Consider the following 19,183-nt stretch of genomic DNA (forward strand, 5'->3'; position numbering starts at 1 on the left):
TTTTTTGTACAGTCTATGCCTCGGGCATCCAAGCAGCAAGCGCGTTACGCCGTGGGTCGATGTTTGATGTTATGGAGCAGCAACGATGTTACGCAGCAGGGCAGTCGCCCTAAAACAAAGTTAACCCAGGATGAGAACCTTGAAAGTATCATTGATGGCTGCGAAAGCGAAAAACGGCGTGATTGGTTGCGGTCCAGACATACCCTGGTCCGCGAAAGGGGAGCAGCTACTTTTTAAAGCATTGACCTACAATCAGTGGCTTCTGGTGGGTCGCAAGACGTTTGAATCTATGGGCGCACTCCCCAATAGGAAATACGCGGTCGTTACCCGCTCAGGTTGGACATCAAATGATGACAATGTAGTTGTATTTCAGTCAATCGAAGAGGCCATGGACAGGCTAGCTGAATTCACCGGTCACGTTATAGTGTCTGGTGGCGGAGAAATTTACCGAGAAACATTACCCATGGCCTCTACGCTCCACTTATCGACGATCGACATCGAGCCAGAGGGGGATGTTTTCTTCCCGAGTATTCCAAATACCTTCGAAGTTGTTTTTGAGCAACACTTTACTTCAAACATTAACTATTGCTATCAAATTTGGAAAAAGGGTTAACAAAGCTATGCAATCGACGGCAAAAAGCTTCGTTCGCTTCGCGCACTACGCCTTTTCCGCGATTGATAGCGACGTTATGTGAATATTGAAATGAGCATTCCAAAGAAAGGAAGTAGAAAAATTATCGTGGGCGAAAATGAGTTTTTGTGGCTCATTAGGTCAAAACTCACATATTCGCAGGACTGTTTAGGTACAGAAATGACTGCGGTCGTTGAACCGGATGCCGGTCCTCACTGATGAAGAAGTGAACACCGTACGGGAATCGTGCCGGCAGCTTGGAGCTATCGGCCGGAACCTCAACCAGGTGGCCAGGGCCTTGAACATCGAGTTCAGGGAAAGTGACAAGCTCAAGCAAGAGGCCATCGAAAAACTGGCCGAACGGATCGACCAGCATTTGGACCATGTGTCTGAGCTGTTCGATAAGACCTGGAGCCGGTGGCACGATTGTCATTTTCAGAAGACGACTGCACCAGTTGATTGGGCGTAATGGCTGTTGTGCAGCCAGCTCCTGACAGTTCAATATCAGAAGTGATCTGCACCAATCTCGACTATGCTCAATACTCGTGTGGGCTCTGTTGCAAAAATCGTGAAGCTTGAGCATGCTTGGCGGAGATTGGACGGACGGAACGATGACGGATTTCAAGTGGCGCCATTTCCAGGGTGATGTGATCCTGTGGGCGGTGCGCTGGTATTGTCGCTATCCGATCAGCTATCGCGACCTTGAGGAAATGCTGGCGGAACGCGGCATTTCGGTCGACCATACGACGATCTATCGCTGGGTCCAGTGCTACGCCCCGGAGATGGAGAAGCGGCTGCGCTGGTTCTGGCGGCGTGGCTTTGATCCGAGCTGGCGCCTGGATGAAACCTACGTCAAGGTGCGGGGCAAGTGGACCTACCTGTACCGGGCAGTCGACAAGCGGGGCGACACGATCGATTTCTACCTGTCGCCGACCCGCAGCGCCAAGGCAGCGAAGCGGTTCCTGGGCAAGGCCCTGCGAGGCCTGAAGCACTGGGAAAAGCCTGCCACGCTCAATACCGACAAAGCGCCGAGCTATGGTGCAGCGATCACCGAATTGAAGCGCGAAGGAAAGCTGGACCGGGAGACGGCCCACCGGCAGGTGAAGTATCTCAATAACGTGATCGAGGCCGATCACGGAAAGCTCAAGATACTGATCAAGCCGGTGCGCGGTTTCAAATCGATCCCCACGGCCTATGCCACGATCAAGGGATTCGAAGTCATGCGAGCCCTGCGCAAAGGACAGGCTCGCCCCTGGTGCCTGCAGCCCGGCATCAGGGGCGAGGTGCGCCTTGTGGAGAGAGCTTTTGGCATTGGGCCCTCGGCGCTGACGGAGGCCATGGGCATGCTCAACCACCATTTCGCAGCAGCCGCCTGATCGGCGCAGAGCGACAGCCTACCTCTGACTGCCGCCAATCTTTGCAACAGAGCCTCCGTCGCCATGCTCACCTCGCTTTGGTGCACACGAGTATTGAGCATAGTCGAGATTGGTGCAGATCACTTCTGATATTGAACTGTCAGGAGCTGGCTGCACAACAGCCATTACGCCCAATCAACTGGTGCAGTCGTCTTCTGAAAATGACACTGTTTGTATATAATCATGAAAAAATGGTGAGTAGAGTTTCAGGGTAACAGGGGATGCTTATGTCGGTTTTCCACAACTGGCTACTTGAGATCGCATGTGAGAATTACTTCGTCTACATCAAACGCCTTTCCGCCAACGATACCGGCGCAACAGGTGGTCACCAGGTAGGGCTTTATATCCCTTCAGGTATCGTTGAAAAACTCTTTCCGTCTATCAACCATACCCGTGAACTGAACCCTTCGGTTTTTCTCACCGCACATGTGTCATCGCATGATTGCCCTGACAGCGAAGCCAGGGCAATTTATTATAACAGCCGTCATTTTGGTAAAACCCGGAATGAAAAAAGGATTACCCGCTGGGGTAGAGGCAGCCCACTTCAGGATCCTGAAAATACAGGGGCTCTGACGCTCCTGGCTTTCAAGCTTGATGAGCAAGGGGGGGACTGTAAGGAAGTAAATATTTGGGTATGCGCCAGCACTGATGAAGAGGACGTCATTGAGACCGCTATTGGTGAAGTTATACCCGGAGCGCTTATATCCGGCCCCGCAGGACAGATTCTAGGCGGACTATCTCTACAGCAAGCGCCAGTAAATCATAAATATATTCTACCTGAAGACTGGCACCTGCGCTTTCCGTCGGGAAGTGAAATTATTCAGTATGCAGCCAGCCATTATGTGAAAAATTCCCTTGATCCGGATGAGCAACTTCTTGACCGCCGGCGCGTGGAGTACGACATATTTCTATTGGTTGAGGAACTGCATGTTCTGGATATCATCCGGAAAGGATTTGGCTCTGTGGATGAATTTATTGCGCTGGCCAATTCTGTCAGCAATCGCCGTAAATCCAGAGCCGGGAAGTCGCTGGAACTGCACCTGGAGCATCTATTCATTGAGCACGGCCTGCGACACTTTGCGACGCAGGCCATCACAGAAGGTAATAAAAAACCCGATTTCCTTTTCCCTTCCGCAGGGGCTTACCACGATACTGAGTTTCCCGTAGAAAATCTGCGCATGCTGGCAGTCAAGACTACCTGTAAGGATCGCTGGCGTCAGATACTGAATGAGGCCGATAAAATTCATCAGGTGCATCTGTTTACACTCCAGGAGGGAGTTTCTCTGGCTCAATATCGGGAGATGCGGGAGTCGGGTGTCAGATTGGTCGTGCCATCATCTCTGCACAAAAAATACCCGGAGGCGGTGAGAGCTGAGCTAATGACGCTAGGTGCGTTTATTGCTGAGCTGACAGGGCTTTACGCAGATATTCCATAGATTATCTCCCGGCATAAATACCGGGAGGAGCGATCAGATTCGTTCAACCTTGCACGAATCGGCATTAACCGCTTTCAGGATATAAGGTTCAAGCAGTTTGGCTACGGCTTCAAACACGGGCACCACTACGGAGTTACCGAACTGCCTGTACGACTGAGTGTCTGACACAGGAATGCGAAAAGGCCTGCCATCTACTTTTTCAAAACCCATAAGGCGCGCGCACTCTCGCGGAGTCAGCCTGCGGGGCCGATGCGCCTGATTTTCTTCGTTCGCGAAGTCTGTTTCACCTGTGGCCATATCCCAGCCACGGTCTATCAGAATTTCAGACCCGTCTTTGTGATAGCGAGCAGAAAGCGTACGGGCAATGCTTTCTTTATTTTCAGGATTAACGAGGCCAAAACCGAATCCGTTACCCTTAGCTGCGTGCTTTTTGGCGTAGTTATAGAGATACTCCCAGAGTTTCGGCGTCAGTATATATTTGCTGTCAACCACGGGTTCCAGCAGTTCGCCAAATGACGGACGCTGTTCCGGATAAAAACGACTAATATCGCGCAGGGTAAAGCCCTGGTGAATGTTCAGATCACGGCGGAAACCGACCAAAACGATACGTTCTCGGTGCTGAGGTAAAAAGTGCTTTCCGTCGATAACTTTAGGATCGTTTTTGCCCATCTCAGCTGCATCCGCAACTTCATAGCCCAGTTCGTCGAGGGTATCCATGATGACTTTAAAGGTTTTACCCTTGTCATGGCTCTTCAGGTTTTTAACGTTTTCAAGAACAAAGATGGCAGGTTTTTTTGCGCGGATAATACGCGCCACATCGAAGAAAAGCGTTCCCTGAGCCTCACATTCGAAACCATGCGCGCGCCCGAGCGAGTTTTTCTTGCTTACGCCCGCAAGGCTAAACGGTTGACAGGGGAAACCTGCTAGAAGTACATCATGATCCGGCACATGCTCATTAATGTAAGCATAGGCATCGTTTTCAGGTACTTCAGGTTTATCACTGAGCGTGACTTCACGAATATCGAGATTGAAAGTGTGTTCCTGAGCATCGTTAAACCAGTTAGCTTTATATGTGCGCACAGCCTCTTTATTCCATTCACTGGTAAAAACGCACTGGCCACCGATGGTTTCGAAGCCCTTCCGTATACCTCCAATCCCAGCAAACAGGTCAATAAACCGGAAGGCATAGTCAGGGTGATGTGCAGGCGCTTCCGGAAGCATTTTTCGTAGAAGTTCCTCTTCGGCTAACGTCAGCGTCTTAGGTGAGCACTTACCATTAATCCAGCGATTAAGAGTCTCGCGACTCCACTCATTTTTACCAACTTTTCTAAGCAGTTCAGCCACGTACTTCTGGTCATAGATTTCCAGCACCTGCCCGAGCAGCTTTTTATCATTTTCCTGTCGCAGTTGTTCTTCCGCTTCTGCTTTCTCAAGCAGATCCTGCGCCAGTAATTCAAATTCAGACATATTGCCTCCATTGGGTCTTATGGGTGAAACTGTATCACTCATTTGACCCAGATTGAATGTTTTTATCTGGATATTTAAACAGGTTTATTGTTAGGTAACGCACGTTGGCCACGCTGGAGCGTCTTCTGGGCCTGCTGTCGGCCTTTGAGGTCGTGGTATGGATGACGGATGGCTGGCCGCTGTATGAACCCCGCCTGAAGGGAAAGCTGCACGTTATCAGCAAGCGTTACACTCAGCGCATTGAGCGACATAACCTGAATCTGAGACAACATCTGGCAAGGCTGGGACGGAAGTCACTGTCGTTCTCAAAATCGGTGGAGCTGCATGACAAGGTCATCGGGCATTATCTGAACATAAAACACTATCAGTAAGTTGGAGTCATTACCGGTTCTCTTTGTCTTTTAGTGATTCTATAAACCTCATTACGTCTGAATATAAAAATCTATTATTTGATTTATGTGGCTCATGAGGTTGTGGGATGGTCTTGTTTTTGAATGTGCCAGTTTTCTTAATGGCAAAGATTAACTCACCTTCTGTTATTCCTAACATTTCAGCAAATGTTTTTGCTTCTATAGTTACTGACTTCATTTAATTAACTCTCATGGTATCGATTTTCTTTACCGGCATCTTTAACAATGGTGCTCGTTTCTAGTGTTGCTGCGGTACGCTTCATCATCGTCTGCGGGGCGGTTGCGATAGTGAAGGAGCTGCCGGGCGTGAGCAAATCTATCAGGCGCTGGCCGCTGATAATCTCCATCCGTTCACTGGCAATACTGACAGATTTTGAACCTGCGCCGGTTTTCCCGGTATGGCAAAACAGACCGCGACAGTTATGACGTTTAAGCAACTTCTCGAACTCCTGTACGTGCTGTAAAGCAATATGGCCGCGATAGCGTTTAGCCTGAATAAGATAGCGATATTTTCCTATTATTACCTGGCCGTCAATGCCTCCATCGCCGGTATAGCGTTTGTTTCTGATGGTTCTGAAGCCATGCGCTTCAAATCCTTCCAGCAACAGTTCTTCAAACACAAAAGGATCAATTTTCCTCAGGTAGTCAATTTTTTGTGGGAAGCCCGGCAACGTCTTTATGCGCTCCAGCACCCGCCGCGCACTTTGCTGCTTCCTTTTGTGTCGCCTGTGCCGTACTGAACGCCGGAAGAATACAACGGCAAGCAGTGCGATGGCGCTGCAAGCCCATAGAATAAGGTTTTCTGTAGTGGGGAAGGGGATCATGGTCATAGTGGGCTTTCTGAGGGTAAAGAAAAGGGCGGTTAAACCGCCCTGGTGTTTAGCGACGGCTGTATACCTGCCACGAAGCGCTGCCTGACTGATTCTGGCAAATCCGCCCGTAAAGTACGGTGCCGGTCGAGTAGCGGGCGCCATTCAGATAGCAATAGCCGCTGGATTGCAGCAGTTCGTTGCGCAGCTTTTCTTCCTGCTTTGATAGCCGGGACTCCGCAGACTGCAAACGAACGGATAATTCGTTAATCTGGCGTTGCTGGTTATTCAGCTGGCTCTGCATCGCATTACCTTTATCCTGGCTGACGCAACCAGTTAAGAGAGCTGTACAGGCTAATGCACTTAATATTATTTTTTTCACGTTGGCTCCTTAAATTGAGATTATTCCTAGTTCGCCTATAAGCGAACTTTCCCGTATTTACTTATGATCTGGCTTATCATCGACTGGTTACTTCCACCTTCGCCATTATCCGGGCATTCATTAAGAAAAGCCTTCCTGGCATCCTTCGTGTGGTTGGGTAAAAAGCCGTGCTTGTTCTTTTTAACGATATTGAAGAAAGCAGCTTCAGCACTGTTACACTCGCTTCCGCCGCTATCGCCGGTGAGCTTGCCCGCCATGCACATAATAACTTTGCAGGGATCTTCAGCATGGCTGGCAGGAATATAAAGCAGACGGCACTGTTGCAAATAGTCGGTGGTGATAAACTTATCATCCCCTTTTGCTGATGGAGCTGCACATGAACCCATTCAAAGGCCGGCATTTTCAGCGTGACATCATTCTGTGGGCCGTACGCTGGTACTGCAAATACGGCATCAGTTACCGTGAGCTGCAGGAGATGCTGGCTGAACGCGGAGTGAATGTCGATCACTCCACGATTTACCGCTGGGTTCAGCGTTATGCGCCTGAAATGGAAAAACGGCTGCGCTGGTACTGGCGTAACCCTTCCGATCTTTGCCCGTGGCACATGGATGAAACCTACGTGAAGGTCAATGGCCGCTGGGCGTATCTGTACCGGGCCGTCGACAGCCGGGGCCGCACTGTCGATTTTTATCTCTCCTCCCGTCGTAACAGCAAAGCTGCATACCGGTTTCTGGGTAAAATCCTCAACAACGTGAAGAAGTGGCAGATCCCGCGATTCATCAACACGGATAAAGCGCCCGCCTATGGTCGCGCGCTTGCTCTGCTCAAACGCGAAGGCCGGTGCCCGTCTGACGTTGAACACCGACAGATTAAGTACCGGAACAACGTGATTGAATGCGATCATGGCAAACTGAAACGGATAATCGGCGCCACGCTGGGATTTAAATCCATGAAGACGGCTTACGCCACCATCAAAGGTATTGAGGTGATGCGTGCACTACGCAAAGGCCAGGCCTCAGCATTTTATTATGGTGATCCCCTGGGCGAAATGCGCCTGGTAAGCAGAGTTTTTGAAATGTAAGGCCTTTGAATAAGACAAAAGGCTGCCTCATCGCTAACTTTGCAACAGTGCCAGCTGCGGGCCGCTCCCGCCGCGAAGGACGTGCTCGACGCCATCGAGGTGCTGCGCGGCATGAACAGCGACAACGCCCGCAAGGTGCCCGCCGACGCGCCGACCGAGTTCATCAAGCCGCGCTGGCAGAAGCTGGTCATGACCGACACCGGCATCGACCGGCGCTACTACGAACTGTGCGCGCTGTCGGAGATGAAGAACGCGTTGCGTTCCGGCGACATCTGGGTGCAGGGGTCGCGCCAGTTCAAGGACTTCGAGGACTACCTGGTGCCGCCCGCGAAATTCGCCAGCCTCAAGCAGGCCAGCGAATTGCCGCTGGCCGTGGCCACCGACTGCAACCGGTACCTGAACGACCGGCTGACGCTGCTGGAAACACAGCTTGCCACCGTCAACCGTATGGCGACGGCCAACGAGCTGCCGGACGCCATCATCACCGAGTCAGGCTTGAAGATCACGCCGCTCGACGCGGCGGTACCCGACACCGCCCAAGCGCTGATCGACCAGACGGCAATGATCCTGCCGCACGTCAAGATCACCGAACTGCTGCTGGAGGTGGACGAATGGACGGGCTTCACTCGGCATTTCGCGCATCTGAAATCGGGCGACCCGGCCAAAGACAAGAACCTGTTGCTGACCACGATCCTCGCCGACGCGATCAACCTGGGCCTGACCAAGATGGCGGAGTCTTGCCCCGGCACGACCTACGCCAAGCTGGCTTGGCTGCAAGCCTGGCACATCCGCGACGAAACCTACGGGGCGGCGCTGGCCGATCTGGTCAACGCACAGTTCCGCCATCCCTTCGCCGAGCACTGGGGCGACGGCACCACCTCATCGTCGGACGGCCAGAACTTCCGCACCGGCAGCAAGGCCGAGAGCACCGGCCACATCAACCCGAAATACGGGAGCAGCCCAGGGCGGACGTTCTACACCCACATTTCTGACCAGTACGCGCCATTTCACACCAAGGTCGTGAACGTCGGCGTGCGCGATTCGACCTACGTGCTCGACGGCCTGCTGTACCACGAGTCCGACTTGCGGATCGAGGAGCATTACACCGACACGGCGGGCTTCACCGATCACGTCTTCGCCCTGATGCACCTCCTGGGCTTCCGCTTCGCGCCGCGCATCCGCGACCTGGGCGACACCAAGCTCTACATCCCGAAGGGCGACGCCGCCTATGACGCGCTGAAACCCATGATCGGCGGCACGCTCAACATCAAGCACGTCCGCGCCCATTGGGACGAAATCCTGCGGCTGGCCACCTCGATCAAGCAGGGCACGGTGACGGCCTCCCTGATGCTCCGAAAGCTCGGCAGCTACCCACGCCAGAACGGCCTGGCCGTGGCGCTCCGCGAGCTGGGCCGCATCGAGCGCACGCTGTTCATCCTGGACTGGCTGCAAAGCGTGGAACTGCGCCGCCGCGTGCATGCCGGCCTGAACAAGGGCGAGGCGCGCAATGCGCTGGCCAGGGCAGTGTTTTTCAACCGCCTGGGTGAAATCCGCGACCGCAGTTTCGAGCAGCAGCGCTACCGGGCTAGCGGCCTCAATCTGGTAACGGCTGCCGTCGTGTTGTGGAACACGGTCTATCTGGAACGGGCTGCGCACGCGCTGCGTGGCAACGGCCATGCCGTTGATGACGCGCTGTTGCAGTACCTGTCGCCGCTCGGTTGGGAGCACATCAACCTCACCGGCGATTACCTCTGGCGCAGCAGCGCCAAGATCGGCGCGGGCAAGTTCAGGCCGCTACGACCGCTGCAACCGGCTTAGCGTGCTTTATTTAATGAGATGGTCACTCCCTCCTTCCCAGTACTATGCTGAGGACAGGCTTTCATTCGGAGAACCATCATGGAAAACATTGCGCTTATTGGTATCGATCTGGGTAAGAACTCTTTCCATATTCATTGTCAGGATCATCGTGGGAAGGCCGTTTACCGTAAAAAATTCACCCGACCAAAGCTAATCGAATTTCTGGCGACATGCCCGGCAACAACCATCGCGATGGAAGCCTGTGGCGGTTCTCACTTTATGGCACGCAAGCTGGAAGAGTTAGGGCATTTTCCAAAGCTGATATCACCGCAATTTGTCCGCCCATTCGTTAAAAGCAACAAAAATGACTTCGTTGATGCTGAAGCTATCTGTGAAGCAGCATCACGTCCATCTATGCGTTTCGTGCAGCCCAGAACCGAATCTCAGCAGGCAATGCGAGCTCTGCATCGTGTCCGTGAATCCCTGGTTCAGGATAAGGTGAAAACAACTAATCAGATGCATGCTTTTCTGCTGGAATTTGGTATCAGCGTTCCGCGAGGTGCTGCCGTTATTAGTCGACTGAGTACCCTTCTTGAGGACAGTAGTTTGCCTCTTTATCTCAGCCAGTTACTGCTGAAATTACAACAGCATTATCACTATCTTGTTGAGCAGATTAAAGATCTGGAATCTCAGTTGAAACGAAAGTTGGACGAAGATGAGGTTGGACAGCGCTTGCTGAGTATTCCCTGCGTTGGAACGCTGACTGCCAGTACTATTTCAACTGAGATTGGCGACGGGAAGCAGTACGCCAGCAGCCGTGACTTTGCGGCGGCAACAGGGCTGGTACCCCGACAGTACAGCACGGGAGGTCGGACGACATTGTTAGGGATTAGCAAGCGGGGCAACAAAAAGATCCGAACTTTGTTGGTTCAGTGTGCCAGGGTATTCATACAAAAACTGGAACACCAGTCTGGCAAGTTGGCCGACTGGGTCAGGGAGTTGTTGTGTCGGAAAAGCAACTTTGTCGTCACCTGTGCTCTGGCAAACAAGCTGGCCAGAATAGCCTGGGCACTGACGGCGCGACAGCAAACTTACGAAGCATAAAGGCAGAAATACACCAGTTTAAACAATCATTCATCTGGTTTTGCGAATACTGATATTGATGATACTAACGGCCCACCGGCCTGTTGAGGAACCTGTAAAACGGAAAGGCTCATTGAAGCCGTATATTTTCTGGAGGTTCATCAGGCGCGGAACTCATCGAGGCGCGGGAATAAAATCCCATTCAGACGCCGGATAGATTCAAGCAAGCCAACTTGTCGTCAAAATCGGTGTTGCAAAAACGGGAGTGACCATAGATTCCGTTTTCTGAGGCGACCCCCACATAGAGACCTTCCCGGTCATTCACTTTGTAGAGTTTGTCCCTGGGCTTGAGATTGCGCAGCTTGGTATCGGTCAGCATGTACCTTGTCCTTCTTCGTCTCCGATACCCACTCTATTGTAAACAAGACATTTTTATCTTTTATATTCAATGGCTTATTTTCCTGCTAATTGGTAATACCATGAAAAATACCATGCTCAGAAAAGGCTTAACAATATTTTGAAAAATTGCCTACTGAGCGCTGCCGCACAGCTCCATAGGCCGCTTTCCTGGCTTTGCTTCCAGATGTATGCTATTCTGCTCCTGCAGCTAATGGAGCACCGCAAACAGGTTACTCGCCTGGGGATTCCCTTTCGACCCGAGCATCCGTATGAGACTCATGCTCGATTATTATTATTATAGAAGCCCCCATGAATAAATCGCTCATCATTTTCGGCATCGTCAACATAACCTCGGACAGTTTCTCCGATGGAGGCCGGTATCTGGCGCCAGACGCAGCCATTGCGCAGGCGCGTAAGCTGATGGCCGAGGGGGCAGATGTGATCGACCTCGGTCCGGCATCCAGCAATCCCGACGCCGCGCCTGTTTCGTCCGACACAGAAATCGCGCGTATCGCGCCGGTGCTGGACGCGCTCAAGGCAGATGGCATTCCCGTCTCGCTCGACAGTTATCAACCCGCGACGCAAGCCTATGCCTTGTCGCGTGGTGTGGCCTATCTCAATGATATTCGCGGTTTTCCAGACGCTGCGTTCTATCCGCAATTGGCGAAATCATCTGCCAAACTCGTCGTTATGCATTCGGTGCAAGACGGGCAGGCAGATCGGCGCGAGGCACCCGCTGGCGACATCATGGATCACATTGCGGCGTTCTTTGACGCGCGCATCGCGGCGCTGACGGGTGCCGGTATCAAACGCAACCGCCTTGTCCTTGATCCCGGCATGGGGTTTTTTCTGGGGGCTGCTCCCGAAACCTCGCTCTCGGTGCTGGCGCGGTTCGATGAATTGCGGCTGCGCTTCGATTTGCCGGTGCTTCTGTCTGTTTCGCGCAAATCCTTTCTGCGCGCGCTCACAGGCCGTGGTCCGGGGGATGTCGGGGCCGCGACACTCGCTGCAGAGCTTGCCGCCGCCGCAGGTGGAGCTGACTTCATCCGCACACACGAGCCGCGCCCCTTGCGCGACGGGCTGGCGGTATTGGCGGCGCTGAAAGAAACCGCAAGAATTCGTTAACTGCACATTCGGGATATTTCTCTATATTCGCGCTTCATCAGAAAACTGAAGGAACCTCCATTGAATCGAACTAATATTTTTTTTGGTGAATCGCATTCTGACTGGTTGCCTGTCAGAGGCGGAGAATCTGGTGATTTTGTTTTTCGACGTGGTGACGGGCATGCCTTCGCGAAAATCGCACCTGCTTCCCGCCGCGGTGAGCTCGCTGGAGAGCGTGACCGCCTCATTTGGCTCAAAGGTCGAGGTGTGGCTTGCCCCGAGGTCATCAACTGGCAGGAGGAACAGGAGGGTGCATGCTTGGTGATAACGGCAATTCCGGGAGTACCGGCGGCTGATCTGTCTGGAGCGGATTTGCTCAAAGCGTGGCCGTCAATGGGGCAGCAACTTGGCGCTGTTCACAGCCTATCGGTTGATCAATGTCCGTTTGAGCGCAGGCTGTCGCGAATGTTCGGACGCGCCGTTGATGTGGTGTCCCGCAATGCCGTCAATCCCGACTTCTTACCGGACGAGGACAAGAGTACGCCGCAGCTCGATCTTTTGGCTCGTGTCGAACGAGAGCTACCGGTGCGGCTCGACCAAGAGCGCACCGATATGGTTGTTTGCCATGGTGATCCCTGCATGCCGAACTTCATGGTGGACCCTAAAACTCTTCAATGCACGGGTCTGATCGACCTTGGGCGGCTCGGAACAGCAGATCGCTATGCCGATTTGGCACTCATGATTGCTAACGCCGAAGAGAACTGGGCAGCGCCAGATGAAGCAGAGCGCGCCTTCGCTGTCCTATTCAATGTATTGGGGATCGAAGCCCCCGACCGCGAACGCCTTGCCTTCTATCTGCGATTGGACCCTCTGACTTGGGGTTGATGTTCATGCCGCCTGTTTTTCCTGCTCATTGGCACGTTTCGCAACCTGTTCTCATTGCGGACACCTTTTCCAGCCTCGTTTGGAAAGTTTCATTGCCAGACGGGACTCCTGCAATCGTCAAGGGATTGAAACCTATAGAAGACATTGCTGATGAACTGCGCGGGGCCGACTATCTGGTATGGCGCAATGGGAGGGGAGCAGTCCGGTTGCTCGGTCGTGAGAACAATCTGATGTTGCTCGAATATGCCGGGGAGCGAATGCTCTCTCACATCGTTGCCGAGCACGGCGACTACCAGGCGACCGAAATTGCAGCGGAACTAATGGCGAAGCTGTATGCCGCATCTGAGGAACCCCTGCCTTCTGCCCTTCTCCCGATCCGGGATCGCTTTGCAGCTTTGTTTCAGCGGGCGCGCGATGATCAAAACGCAGGTTGTCAAACTGACTACGTCCACGCGGCGATTATAGCCGATCAAATGATGAGCAATGCCTCGGAACTGCGTGGGCTACATGGCGATCTGCATCATGAAAACATCATGTTCTCCAGTCGCGGCTGGCTGGTGATAGATCCCGTCGGTCTGGTCGGTGAAGTGGGCTTTGGCGCCGCCAATATGTTCTACGATCCGGCTGACAGAGACGACCTTTGTCTCGATCCTAGACGCATTGCACAGATGGCGGACGCATTCTCTCGTGCGCTGGACGTCGATCCGCGTCGCCTGCTCGACCAGGCGTACGCTTATGGGTGCCTTTCCGCAGCTTGGAACGCGGATGGAGAAGAGGAGCAACGCGATCTAGCTATCGCGGCCGCGATCAAGCAGGTGCGACAGACGTCATACTAGATATCAAGCGACTTCTCCTATCCCCTGGGAACACATCAATCTCACCGGAGAATATCGCTGGCCAAAGCCTTAGCGTAGGATTCCGCCCCTTCCCGCAAACGACCCCAAACAGGAAACGCAGCTGAAACGGGAAGCTCAACACCCACTGACGCATGGGTTGTTCAGGCAGTACTTCATCAACCAGCAAGGCGGCACTTTCGGCCATCCGCCGCGCCCCACAGCTCGGGCAGAAACCGCGACGCTTACAGCTGAAAGCGACCAGGTGCTCGGCGTGGCAAGACTCGCAGCGAACCCGTAGAAAGCCATGCTCCAGCCGCCCGCATTGGAGAAATTCTTCAAATTCCCGTTGCACATAGCCCGGCAATTCCTTTCCCTGCTCTGCCATAAGCGCAGCGAATGCCGGGTAATACTCGTCAACGATCTGATAGAGAAGGGTTTGCTCGGGTCGGTGGCTCTGGTAACGACCAGTATCCCGATCCCGGCTGGCCGTCCTGGCCGCCACATGAGGCATGTTCCGCGTCCTTGCAATACTGTGTTTACATACAGTCTATCGCTTAGCGGAAAGTTCTTTTAGGGGTCTGACGCTCAGTGGAACGAAAACTCACGTTAAGGGATTTTGGTCATGAGATTATCAAAAAGGATCTTCACCTAGATCCTTTTAAATTAAAAATGAAGTTTTAAATCAATCTAAAGTATATATGAGTAAACTTGGTCTGACAGTTACCAATGCTTAATCAGTGAGGCACCTATCTCAGCGATCTGTCTATTTCGTTCATCCATAGTTGCCTGACTCCCCGTCGTGTAGATAACTACGATACGGGAGGGCTTACCATCTGGCCCCAGTGCTGCAATGATACCGCGAGACCCACGCTCACCGGCTCCAGATTTATCAGCAATAAACCAGCCAGCCGGAAGGGCCGAGCGCAGAAGTGGTCCTGCAACTTTATCCGCCTCCATCCAGTCTATTAATTGTTGCCGGGAAGCTAGAGTAAGTAGTTCGCCAGTTAATAGTTTGCGCAACGTTGTTGCCATTGCTGCAGGCATCGTGGTGTCACGCTCGTCGTTTGGTATGGCTTCATTCAGCTCCGGTTCCCAACGATCAAGGCGAGTTACATGATCCCCCATGTTGTGCAAAAAAGCGGTTAGCTCCTTCGGTCCTCCGATCGTTGTCAGAAGTAAGTTGGCCGCAGTGTTATCACTCATGGTTATGGCAGCACTGCATAATTCTCTTACTGTCATGCCATCCGTAAGATGCTTTTCTGTGACTGGTGAGTACTCAACCAAGTCATTCTGAGAATAGTGTATGCGGCGACCGAGTTGCTCTTGCCCGGCGTCAACACGGGATAATACCGCGCCACATAGCAGAACTTTAAAAGTGCTCATCATTGGAAAACGTTCTTCGGGGCGAAAACTCTCAAGGATCTTACCGCTGTTGAGATCCAGTTCGATGTAACCCACTCGTGCACCCAACTGATCTTCAGCATCTTTTACTTTCACCAGCGTTTCTGGGTGAGCAAAAACAGGAAGGCAAAATGCCGCAAAAAAGGGAATAAGGGCGACACGGAAATGTTGAATACTCATACTCTTCCTTTTTCAATATTATTGAAGCATTTATCAGGGTTATTGTCTCATGAGCGGATACATATTTGAATGTATTTAGAAAAATAAACAAATAGGGGTTCCGCGCACATTTCCCCGAAAAGTGCCACCTGACGTCTAAGAAACCATTATTATCATGACATTAACCTATAAAAATAGGCGTATCACGAGGCCCTTTCGTCTTCAAGAATTTTATAAACCGTGGAGCGGGCAATACTGAGCTGATGAGCAATTTCCGTTGCACCAGTGCCCTTCTGATGAAGCGTCAGCACGACGTTCCTGTCCACGGTACGCCTGCGGCCAAATTTGATTCCTTTCAGCTTTGCTTCCTGTCGGCCCTCATTCGTGCGCTCTAGGATCCTCCGGCGTTCAGCCTGTGCCACAGCCGACAGGATGGTGACCACCATTTGCCCCATATCACCGTCGGTACTGATCCCGTCGTCAATAAACCGAACCGCTACACCCTGAGCATCAAACTCTTTTCATGATATATCTCCCAATTTGTGTAGGGCTTATTATGCACGCTTAAAAATAATAAAAGCAGACTTGACCTGATAGTTTGGCTGTGAGCAATTATGTGCTTAGTGCATCTAACGTTCAAGGTGAGCGGACTCGCGCGGCTTTATGCGCGAGGTCCGCTCGAGCGCAGGGTTATGCATCTGCTCTCGATGACGCCACATATCATTTGTTACCCATCAACACGGGTAATTCCACGAGAATATCCTCTCGTGCTTTAGACCCGCCGGGAATATCGGACTTTTCCTTTCCTATTTCCAATCGGGCGAAAACAACTTGCCGTCCGTTTTTTTCAGCCCAGCCCACGAACCAGCCCTGCGGACGACTTTCATTTATCTTGCCGTTATTGTCCCGAAGCCAGCCGCTGCCGCTTTTTCCATGTACAGCCCATCCTTCGGCTGCCTGGTACTGCGGGATTGTGGCATACGCCATGTCATAAGCCGCTTCGGATACAGGCAGCTTATGCGCGACAAAGCGTAGAAGAAACTGAATTTGCTCCTTGGGAGATATGGTGAGCGACGACATCAGCCATGACTGGGTCAAGCCGTTATGCTTCCCCGAGTCACCGGAAACATCTTGATTACCGTACTCAAATTTCTTTACGTATTCCGTGAACCGATCAACTCCCAGACGGCTTGTTAATTGCTGCGAGAACCAGACAACAGAGTCGCTTTGCCATAGCGCCGGATAGACTTGTTTGTATGTGCGATCTCTCGGAGACGGGTTGTATTCCGGCTTCAATTCCCACGTAGGTGATTTTGGCGACTGCAAGATTCCACTATCAAACCCCATGATTGCCAATGGAAGTTTAAAAGACGAGCACGGAGACACACGACGGGCACATTCTCCGGTCTCATATAAGGTATTTCCGGTAATGGCGTCTGCGATGATGGTGCATTTAAGCGTTTCAACCTCATCAGAAGCCACGGAACTGATTGGGAGAGTGGCGGAAACGAACACCAACATATGCAGCAGCAAAATTTTTTTCATCAAGGTATCCTTCATTGCTCCGCTGTGCGCTTAATAGGTGCATAACTTTGTTTTAGACATTATTTGCCGACTACCTTGGTGATCTCGCCTTTCACGTAGTGAACAAATTCTTCCAACTGATCTGCGCGCGAGGCCAAGCGATCTTCTTGTCCAAGATAAGCCTGCCTAGCTTCAAGTATGACGGGCTGATACTGGGCCGGCAGGCGCTCCATTGCCCAGTCGGCAGCGACATCCTTCGGCGCGATTTTGCCGGTTACTGCGCTGTACCAAATGCGGGACAACGTAAGCACTACATTTCGCTCATCGCCAGCCCAGTCGGGCGGCGAGTTCCATAGCGTTAAGGTTTCATTTAGCGCCTCAAATAGATCCTGTTCAGGAACCGGATCAAAGAGTTCCTCCGCCGCTGGACCTACCAAGGCAACGCTATGTTCTCTTGCTTTTGTCAGCAAGATAGCCAGATCAATGTCGATCGTGGCTGGCTCGAAGATACCTGCAAGAATGTCATTGCGCTGCCATTCTCCAAATTGCAGTTCGCGCTTAGCTGGATAACGCCACGGAATGATGTCGTCGTGCACAACAATGGTGACTTCTACAGCGCGGAGAATCTCGCTCTCTCCAGGGGAAGCCGAAGTTTCCAAAAGGTCGTTGATCAAAGCTCGCCGCGTTGTTTCATCAAGCCTTACGGTCACCGTAACCAGCAAATCAATATCACTGTGTGGCTTCAGGCCGCCATCCACTGCGGAGCCGTACAAATGTACGGCCAGCAACGTCGGTTCGAGATGGCGCTCGATGACGCCAACTACCTCTGATAGTTGAGTCGATACTTCGGCGATCACCGCTTCCCTCATGATGTTTAACGTTTGACATGAGGGGCGGCCAAGGGCGCCAGCCCTTGGACGTCCCCCTCGATGGAAGGGTTAGGCAACACTGCGTGTTCGCTCGAATGCCTGGCGTGTTTGAACCATGTACACGGCTGGACCATCTGGGGTGGTTACGGTACCTTGCCTCTCAAACCCCGCTTTCTCGTAGCATCGGATCGCTCGCAAGTTGCTCGGCGACGGGTCCGTTTGGATCTTGGTGACCTCGGGATCATTGAACAGCAACTCAACCAGAGCTCGAACCAGCTTGGTTCCCAAGCCTTTGCCCAGTTGTGATGCATTCGCCAGTGACTGGTCTATTCCGCGTACTCCTGGATCGGTTTCTTCTTCCCACCATCCGTCCCCGCTTCCAAGAGCAACGTACGACTGGGCATACCCAATCGGCTCTCCATTCAGCATTGCAATGTATGGAGTGACGGACTCTTGCGCTAAAACGCTTGGCAAGTACTGTTCCTGTACGTCAGCAAGTGTCGGGCGTGCTTCTTCTCCGCCCCACCACTCGACGATATGAGATCGATTTAGCCACTCATAGAGCATCGCAAGGTCATGCTCAGTCATGAGGCGCAGTGTGACGGAATCGTTGCTGTTGGTCACGATGCTGTACTTTGTGATGCCTAACTTTGTTTGGAAATGTTGAATACTCATACTCTTCCTTTTTCAATATTATTGAAGCATTTATCAGGGTTATTGTCTCATGAGCGGATACATATTTGAATGTATTTAGAAAAATAAACAAATAGGGGTTCCGCGCACATTTCCCCGAAAAGTGCCACCTGACGTCTAAGAAACCATTATTATCATGACATTAACCTATAAAAATAGGCGTATCACGAGGCCCTTTCGTCTTCAAGAATTTTATAAACCGTGGAGCGGGCAATACTGAGCTGATGAGCAATTTCCGTTGCACCAGTGCCCTTCTGATGAAGCGTCAGCACGACGTTCCTGTCCACGGTACGCCTGCGGCCAAATTTGATTCCTTTCAGCTTTGCTTCCTGTCGGCCCTCATTCGTGCGCTCTAGGATCCTCCGGCGTTCAGCCTGTGCCACAGCCGACAGGATGGTGACCACCATTTGCCCCATATCACCGTCGGTACTGATCCCGTCGTCAATAAACCGAACCGCTACACCCTGAGCATCAAACTCTTTTATCAGTTGGATCATGTCGGCGGTGTCGCGGCCAAGACGGTCGAGCTTCTTCACCAGAATGACATCACCTTCCTCCACCTTCATCCTCAGCAAATCCAGCCCTTCCCGATCTGTTGAACTGCCGGATGCCTTGTCGGTAAAGATGCGGTTAGCTTTTACCCCTGCATCTTTGAGCGCTCTGATCTGAATATCGAGGGACTGCTGGCTGGTTGAGACCCGCGCATAACCAAAAATTCGCATAAAAATGTACCTTAAATCGAATATCAGACACGATGTGTCTATTATGCCAAAATGACGATTTAATGGACACTCAAACGAAG

18 protein-coding genes and 8 pseudogenes are annotated in these 19,183 nt (G+C 52.1%); 12 read left to right on the forward strand and 14 right to left on the reverse strand.

The window, feature by feature from the left end; genetic code table 11:
* The first annotated feature begins 139 nt into the window (after positions 1–139).
* From dfrA14 to AM329_RS24555, 4 genes and pseudogenes are all read left to right on the forward strand, one after another.
* Complete coding sequence (gene dfrA14 / locus AM329_RS24535) at positions 140–613, forward strand: trimethoprim-resistant dihydrofolate reductase DfrA14 (protein WP_004201280.1); 474 nt, start codon at positions 140–142, stop codon at positions 611–613.
* A gap of 220 nt (positions 614–833) precedes the next feature.
* Positions 834–947: pseudogene (gene mobC / locus AM329_RS26190) on the forward strand (plasmid mobilization relaxosome protein MobC); the annotation flags it as partial.
* Between the two features lie 103 nt (positions 948–1,050).
* Positions 1,051–1,125 (forward strand): annotated as a pseudogene (locus AM329_RS26195) (EAL domain-containing protein); the annotation flags it as partial.
* Between the two features lie 117 nt (positions 1,126–1,242).
* The gene (locus AM329_RS24555; protein WP_001389365.1) at positions 1,243–2,007 is read left to right on the forward strand and encodes an IS6-like element IS6100 family transposase; all 765 of its coding nucleotides are present in this window, start codon (positions 1,243–1,245) and stop codon (positions 2,005–2,007) included.
* 139 nt (positions 2,008–2,146) lie between these two features.
* Here the strand turns inward: AM329_RS24555 and AM329_RS25970 are convergent.
* Positions 2,147–2,212, reverse strand: a pseudogene (locus AM329_RS25970) (EAL domain-containing protein); the annotation flags it as partial.
* 61 nt (positions 2,213–2,273) lie between these two features.
* Between AM329_RS25970 and AM329_RS24570 the strand changes: the two are divergent.
* A complete protein-coding gene (locus AM329_RS24570) occupies positions 2,274–3,482 on the forward strand; it encodes a type II site-specific deoxyribonuclease (RefSeq protein ID WP_001749969.1) in 1,209 nt (402 codons plus the stop codon).
* A 33-nt stretch (positions 3,483–3,515) separates the two neighbouring features.
* Here AM329_RS24570 and AM329_RS24575 read toward each other — a convergent pair whose 3' ends face one another.
* Complete coding sequence (locus tag AM329_RS24575; protein ID WP_001288432.1) at positions 3,516–4,949, reverse strand: DNA cytosine methyltransferase; 1,434 nt, start codon at positions 4,947–4,949, stop codon at positions 3,516–3,518.
* 98 nt (positions 4,950–5,047) lie between these two features.
* On the opposite strand from AM329_RS24575, the pseudogene AM329_RS24580 reads away from it, so the two are divergent.
* Positions 5,048–5,320, forward strand: a pseudogene (locus AM329_RS24580) (IS1 family transposase); the annotation flags it as partial.
* A gap of 10 nt (positions 5,321–5,330) precedes the next feature.
* Here the strand turns inward: AM329_RS24580 and AM329_RS24585 are convergent.
* The 4 genes from AM329_RS24585 to AM329_RS24600 are packed head-to-tail and all read right to left on the reverse strand — an operon-like array spanning position 5,331 to position 6,936.
* Positions 5,331–5,537: a hypothetical protein gene (locus tag AM329_RS24585; RefSeq protein ID WP_001749967.1), complete on the reverse strand. Its 207-nt coding sequence runs from the start codon at positions 5,535–5,537 to the stop codon at positions 5,331–5,333.
* Positions 5,538–5,541: 4 nt separating this feature from the next.
* Positions 5,542–6,183 carry a restriction endonuclease gene (locus AM329_RS24590; protein ID WP_024181859.1) on the reverse strand — a complete coding sequence of 214 codons (642 nt, stop codon included), beginning with the start codon at positions 6,181–6,183 and terminating at the stop codon, positions 5,542–5,544.
* A 55-nt stretch (positions 6,184–6,238) separates the two neighbouring features.
* A complete protein-coding gene (locus AM329_RS24595) occupies positions 6,239–6,550 on the reverse strand; it encodes a hypothetical protein (RefSeq protein WP_001452736.1) in 312 nt (103 codons plus the stop codon).
* A 35-nt stretch (positions 6,551–6,585) separates the two neighbouring features.
* Positions 6,586–6,936, reverse strand: coding sequence for a TrbM/KikA/MpfK family conjugal transfer protein (locus tag AM329_RS24600; protein WP_032072070.1), 351 nt, complete (start codon positions 6,934–6,936; stop codon positions 6,586–6,588).
* Here AM329_RS24600 and AM329_RS24605 point away from each other — a divergent pair.
* The 3 genes and pseudogenes from AM329_RS24605 (at position 6,927) to AM329_RS24620 (ending at position 10,532) form a co-directional block, all read left to right on the forward strand.
* The gene (locus AM329_RS24605) at positions 6,927–7,631 is read left to right on the forward strand and encodes an IS6-like element IS26 family transposase (RefSeq protein WP_001067855.1); all 705 of its coding nucleotides are present in this window, start codon (positions 6,927–6,929) and stop codon (positions 7,629–7,631) included. The two genes, AM329_RS24600 and AM329_RS24605, sit on opposite strands and share 10 nt — an antisense overlap.
* A gap of 51 nt (positions 7,632–7,682) precedes the next feature.
* Positions 7,683–9,449 (forward strand): annotated as a pseudogene (locus AM329_RS24615) (Tn3 family transposase); the annotation flags it as partial.
* A gap of 78 nt (positions 9,450–9,527) precedes the next feature.
* Positions 9,528–10,532 carry an IS110-like element IS5075 family transposase gene (locus tag AM329_RS24620; RefSeq protein WP_000427619.1) on the forward strand — a complete coding sequence of 335 codons (1,005 nt, stop codon included), beginning with the start codon at positions 9,528–9,530 and terminating at the stop codon, positions 10,530–10,532.
* A gap of 253 nt (positions 10,533–10,785) precedes the next feature.
* Here AM329_RS24620 and AM329_RS26200 read toward each other — a convergent pair.
* Positions 10,786–10,890, reverse strand: a pseudogene (locus AM329_RS26200) (Arm DNA-binding domain-containing protein); the annotation flags it as partial.
* 329 nt (positions 10,891–11,219) lie between these two features.
* Between AM329_RS26200 and sul2 the strand changes: the two are divergent.
* From sul2 to AM329_RS24650, 3 genes are read left to right on the forward strand one after another with little or no spacing between them, the layout of a single operon-like run.
* Positions 11,220–12,035 (forward strand): sulfonamide-resistant dihydropteroate synthase Sul2, encoded by an 816-nt coding sequence (sul2, locus tag AM329_RS24640; RefSeq protein WP_001043260.1) that lies wholly within the window; start codon positions 11,220–11,222, stop codon positions 12,033–12,035.
* Positions 12,036–12,095: 60 nt separating this feature from the next.
* Entirely contained in the window at positions 12,096–12,899 is an 804-nt protein-coding gene (gene aph(3'')-Ib, locus AM329_RS24645; protein ID WP_001082319.1) for an aminoglycoside O-phosphotransferase APH(3'')-Ib, read from the forward strand.
* On the forward strand, positions 12,899–13,735 hold the full coding sequence (locus AM329_RS24650; RefSeq protein WP_000480968.1) for an aminoglycoside O-phosphotransferase APH(6)-Id: 837 nt from the start codon (positions 12,899–12,901) through the stop codon (positions 13,733–13,735). Before aph(3'')-Ib ends, AM329_RS24650 begins: the two co-directional genes overlap by 1 nt.
* Before the next feature lie 106 nt (positions 13,736–13,841).
* On the opposite strand, the pseudogene AM329_RS24660 reads toward AM329_RS24650, so the two are convergent.
* The 7 genes and pseudogenes from AM329_RS24660 to AM329_RS24690 all read right to left on the reverse strand — a co-directional run.
* A pseudogene (locus tag AM329_RS24660) lies at positions 13,842–14,246 on the reverse strand (IS91 family transposase); the annotation flags it as partial.
* Between the two features lie 209 nt (positions 14,247–14,455).
* A complete protein-coding gene (locus AM329_RS24665; RefSeq protein ID WP_000027057.1) occupies positions 14,456–15,316 on the reverse strand; it encodes a broad-spectrum class A beta-lactamase TEM-1 in 861 nt (286 codons plus the stop codon).
* Between the two features lie 182 nt (positions 15,317–15,498).
* Positions 15,499–15,816: pseudogene (locus tag AM329_RS24670) on the reverse strand (recombinase family protein); the annotation flags it as partial.
* 199 nt (positions 15,817–16,015) lie between these two features.
* On the reverse strand, positions 16,016–16,840 hold the full coding sequence (locus tag AM329_RS24675; protein WP_000722315.1) for an oxacillin-hydrolyzing class D beta-lactamase OXA-9: 825 nt from the start codon (positions 16,838–16,840) through the stop codon (positions 16,016–16,018).
* Positions 16,841–16,899: 59 nt separating this feature from the next.
* Positions 16,900–17,688, reverse strand: a complete 789-nt coding sequence (aadA1, locus tag AM329_RS24680; protein ID WP_001206315.1) for an ANT(3'')-Ia family aminoglycoside nucleotidyltransferase AadA1 — start codon at positions 17,686–17,688, stop codon at positions 16,900–16,902.
* Positions 17,689–17,757: 69 nt separating this feature from the next.
* Entirely contained in the window at positions 17,758–18,312 is a 555-nt protein-coding gene (locus AM329_RS24685; RefSeq protein ID WP_014454105.1) for an aminoglycoside N-acetyltransferase AAC(6')-Ib', read from the reverse strand.
* Between the two features lie 233 nt (positions 18,313–18,545).
* Positions 18,546–19,103 carry a recombinase family protein gene (locus AM329_RS24690; RefSeq protein ID WP_001217881.1) on the reverse strand — a complete coding sequence of 186 codons (558 nt, stop codon included), beginning with the start codon at positions 19,101–19,103 and terminating at the stop codon, positions 18,546–18,548.
* Positions 19,104–19,183 lie beyond the last annotated feature (80 nt).

The sequence above is a fragment of the Enterobacter cloacae complex sp. AR_0002 genome, from assembly GCF_001922365.1.
In the GTDB taxonomy this organism is placed as follows: domain Bacteria; phylum Pseudomonadota; class Gammaproteobacteria; order Enterobacterales; family Enterobacteriaceae; genus Enterobacter; species Enterobacter hormaechei_C.

What these genes read in the sequence shown, in the direction of transcription:
- AM329_RS24555 (WP_001389365.1), top strand. Translation starts at nt 1,243, where the DNA reads ATGACGGATTTCAAGTGGCGCCATTTCCAGGGTGATGTGATCCTGTGG.
- AM329_RS24570 (WP_001749969.1), top strand. Translation starts at nt 2,274, where the DNA reads ATGTCGGTTTTCCACAACTGGCTACTTGAGATCGCATGTGAGAATTAC.
- AM329_RS24575 (WP_001288432.1), bottom strand. Translation starts at nt 4,949, where the DNA reads ATGTCTGAATTTGAATTACTGGCGCAGGATCTGCTTGAGAAAGCAGAA.
- AM329_RS24585 (WP_001749967.1), bottom strand. Translation starts at nt 5,537, where the DNA reads ATGAAGTCAGTAACTATAGAAGCAAAAACATTTGCTGAAATGTTAGGA.
- AM329_RS24590 (WP_024181859.1), bottom strand. Translation starts at nt 6,183, where the DNA reads ATGATCCCCTTCCCCACTACAGAAAACCTTATTCTATGGGCTTGCAGC.
- AM329_RS24605 (WP_001067855.1), top strand. Translation starts at nt 6,927, where the DNA reads ATGAACCCATTCAAAGGCCGGCATTTTCAGCGTGACATCATTCTGTGG.
- AM329_RS24600 (WP_032072070.1), bottom strand. Translation starts at nt 6,936, where the DNA reads ATGGGTTCATGTGCAGCTCCATCAGCAAAAGGGGATGATAAGTTTATC.
- AM329_RS24620 (WP_000427619.1), top strand. Translation starts at nt 9,528, where the DNA reads ATGGAAAACATTGCGCTTATTGGTATCGATCTGGGTAAGAACTCTTTC.
- sul2 (WP_001043260.1), top strand. Translation starts at nt 11,220, where the DNA reads ATGAATAAATCGCTCATCATTTTCGGCATCGTCAACATAACCTCGGAC.
- AM329_RS24650 (WP_000480968.1), top strand. Translation starts at nt 12,899, where the DNA reads ATGTTCATGCCGCCTGTTTTTCCTGCTCATTGGCACGTTTCGCAACCT.
- AM329_RS24665 (WP_000027057.1), bottom strand. Translation starts at nt 15,316, where the DNA reads ATGAGTATTCAACATTTCCGTGTCGCCCTTATTCCCTTTTTTGCGGCA.
- AM329_RS24675 (WP_000722315.1), bottom strand. Translation starts at nt 16,840, where the DNA reads ATGAAAAAAATTTTGCTGCTGCATATGTTGGTGTTCGTTTCCGCCACT.
- aadA1 (WP_001206315.1), bottom strand. Translation starts at nt 17,688, where the DNA reads ATGAGGGAAGCGGTGATCGCCGAAGTATCGACTCAACTATCAGAGGTA.
- AM329_RS24690 (WP_001217881.1), bottom strand. Translation starts at nt 19,103, where the DNA reads ATGCGAATTTTTGGTTATGCGCGGGTCTCAACCAGCCAGCAGTCCCTC.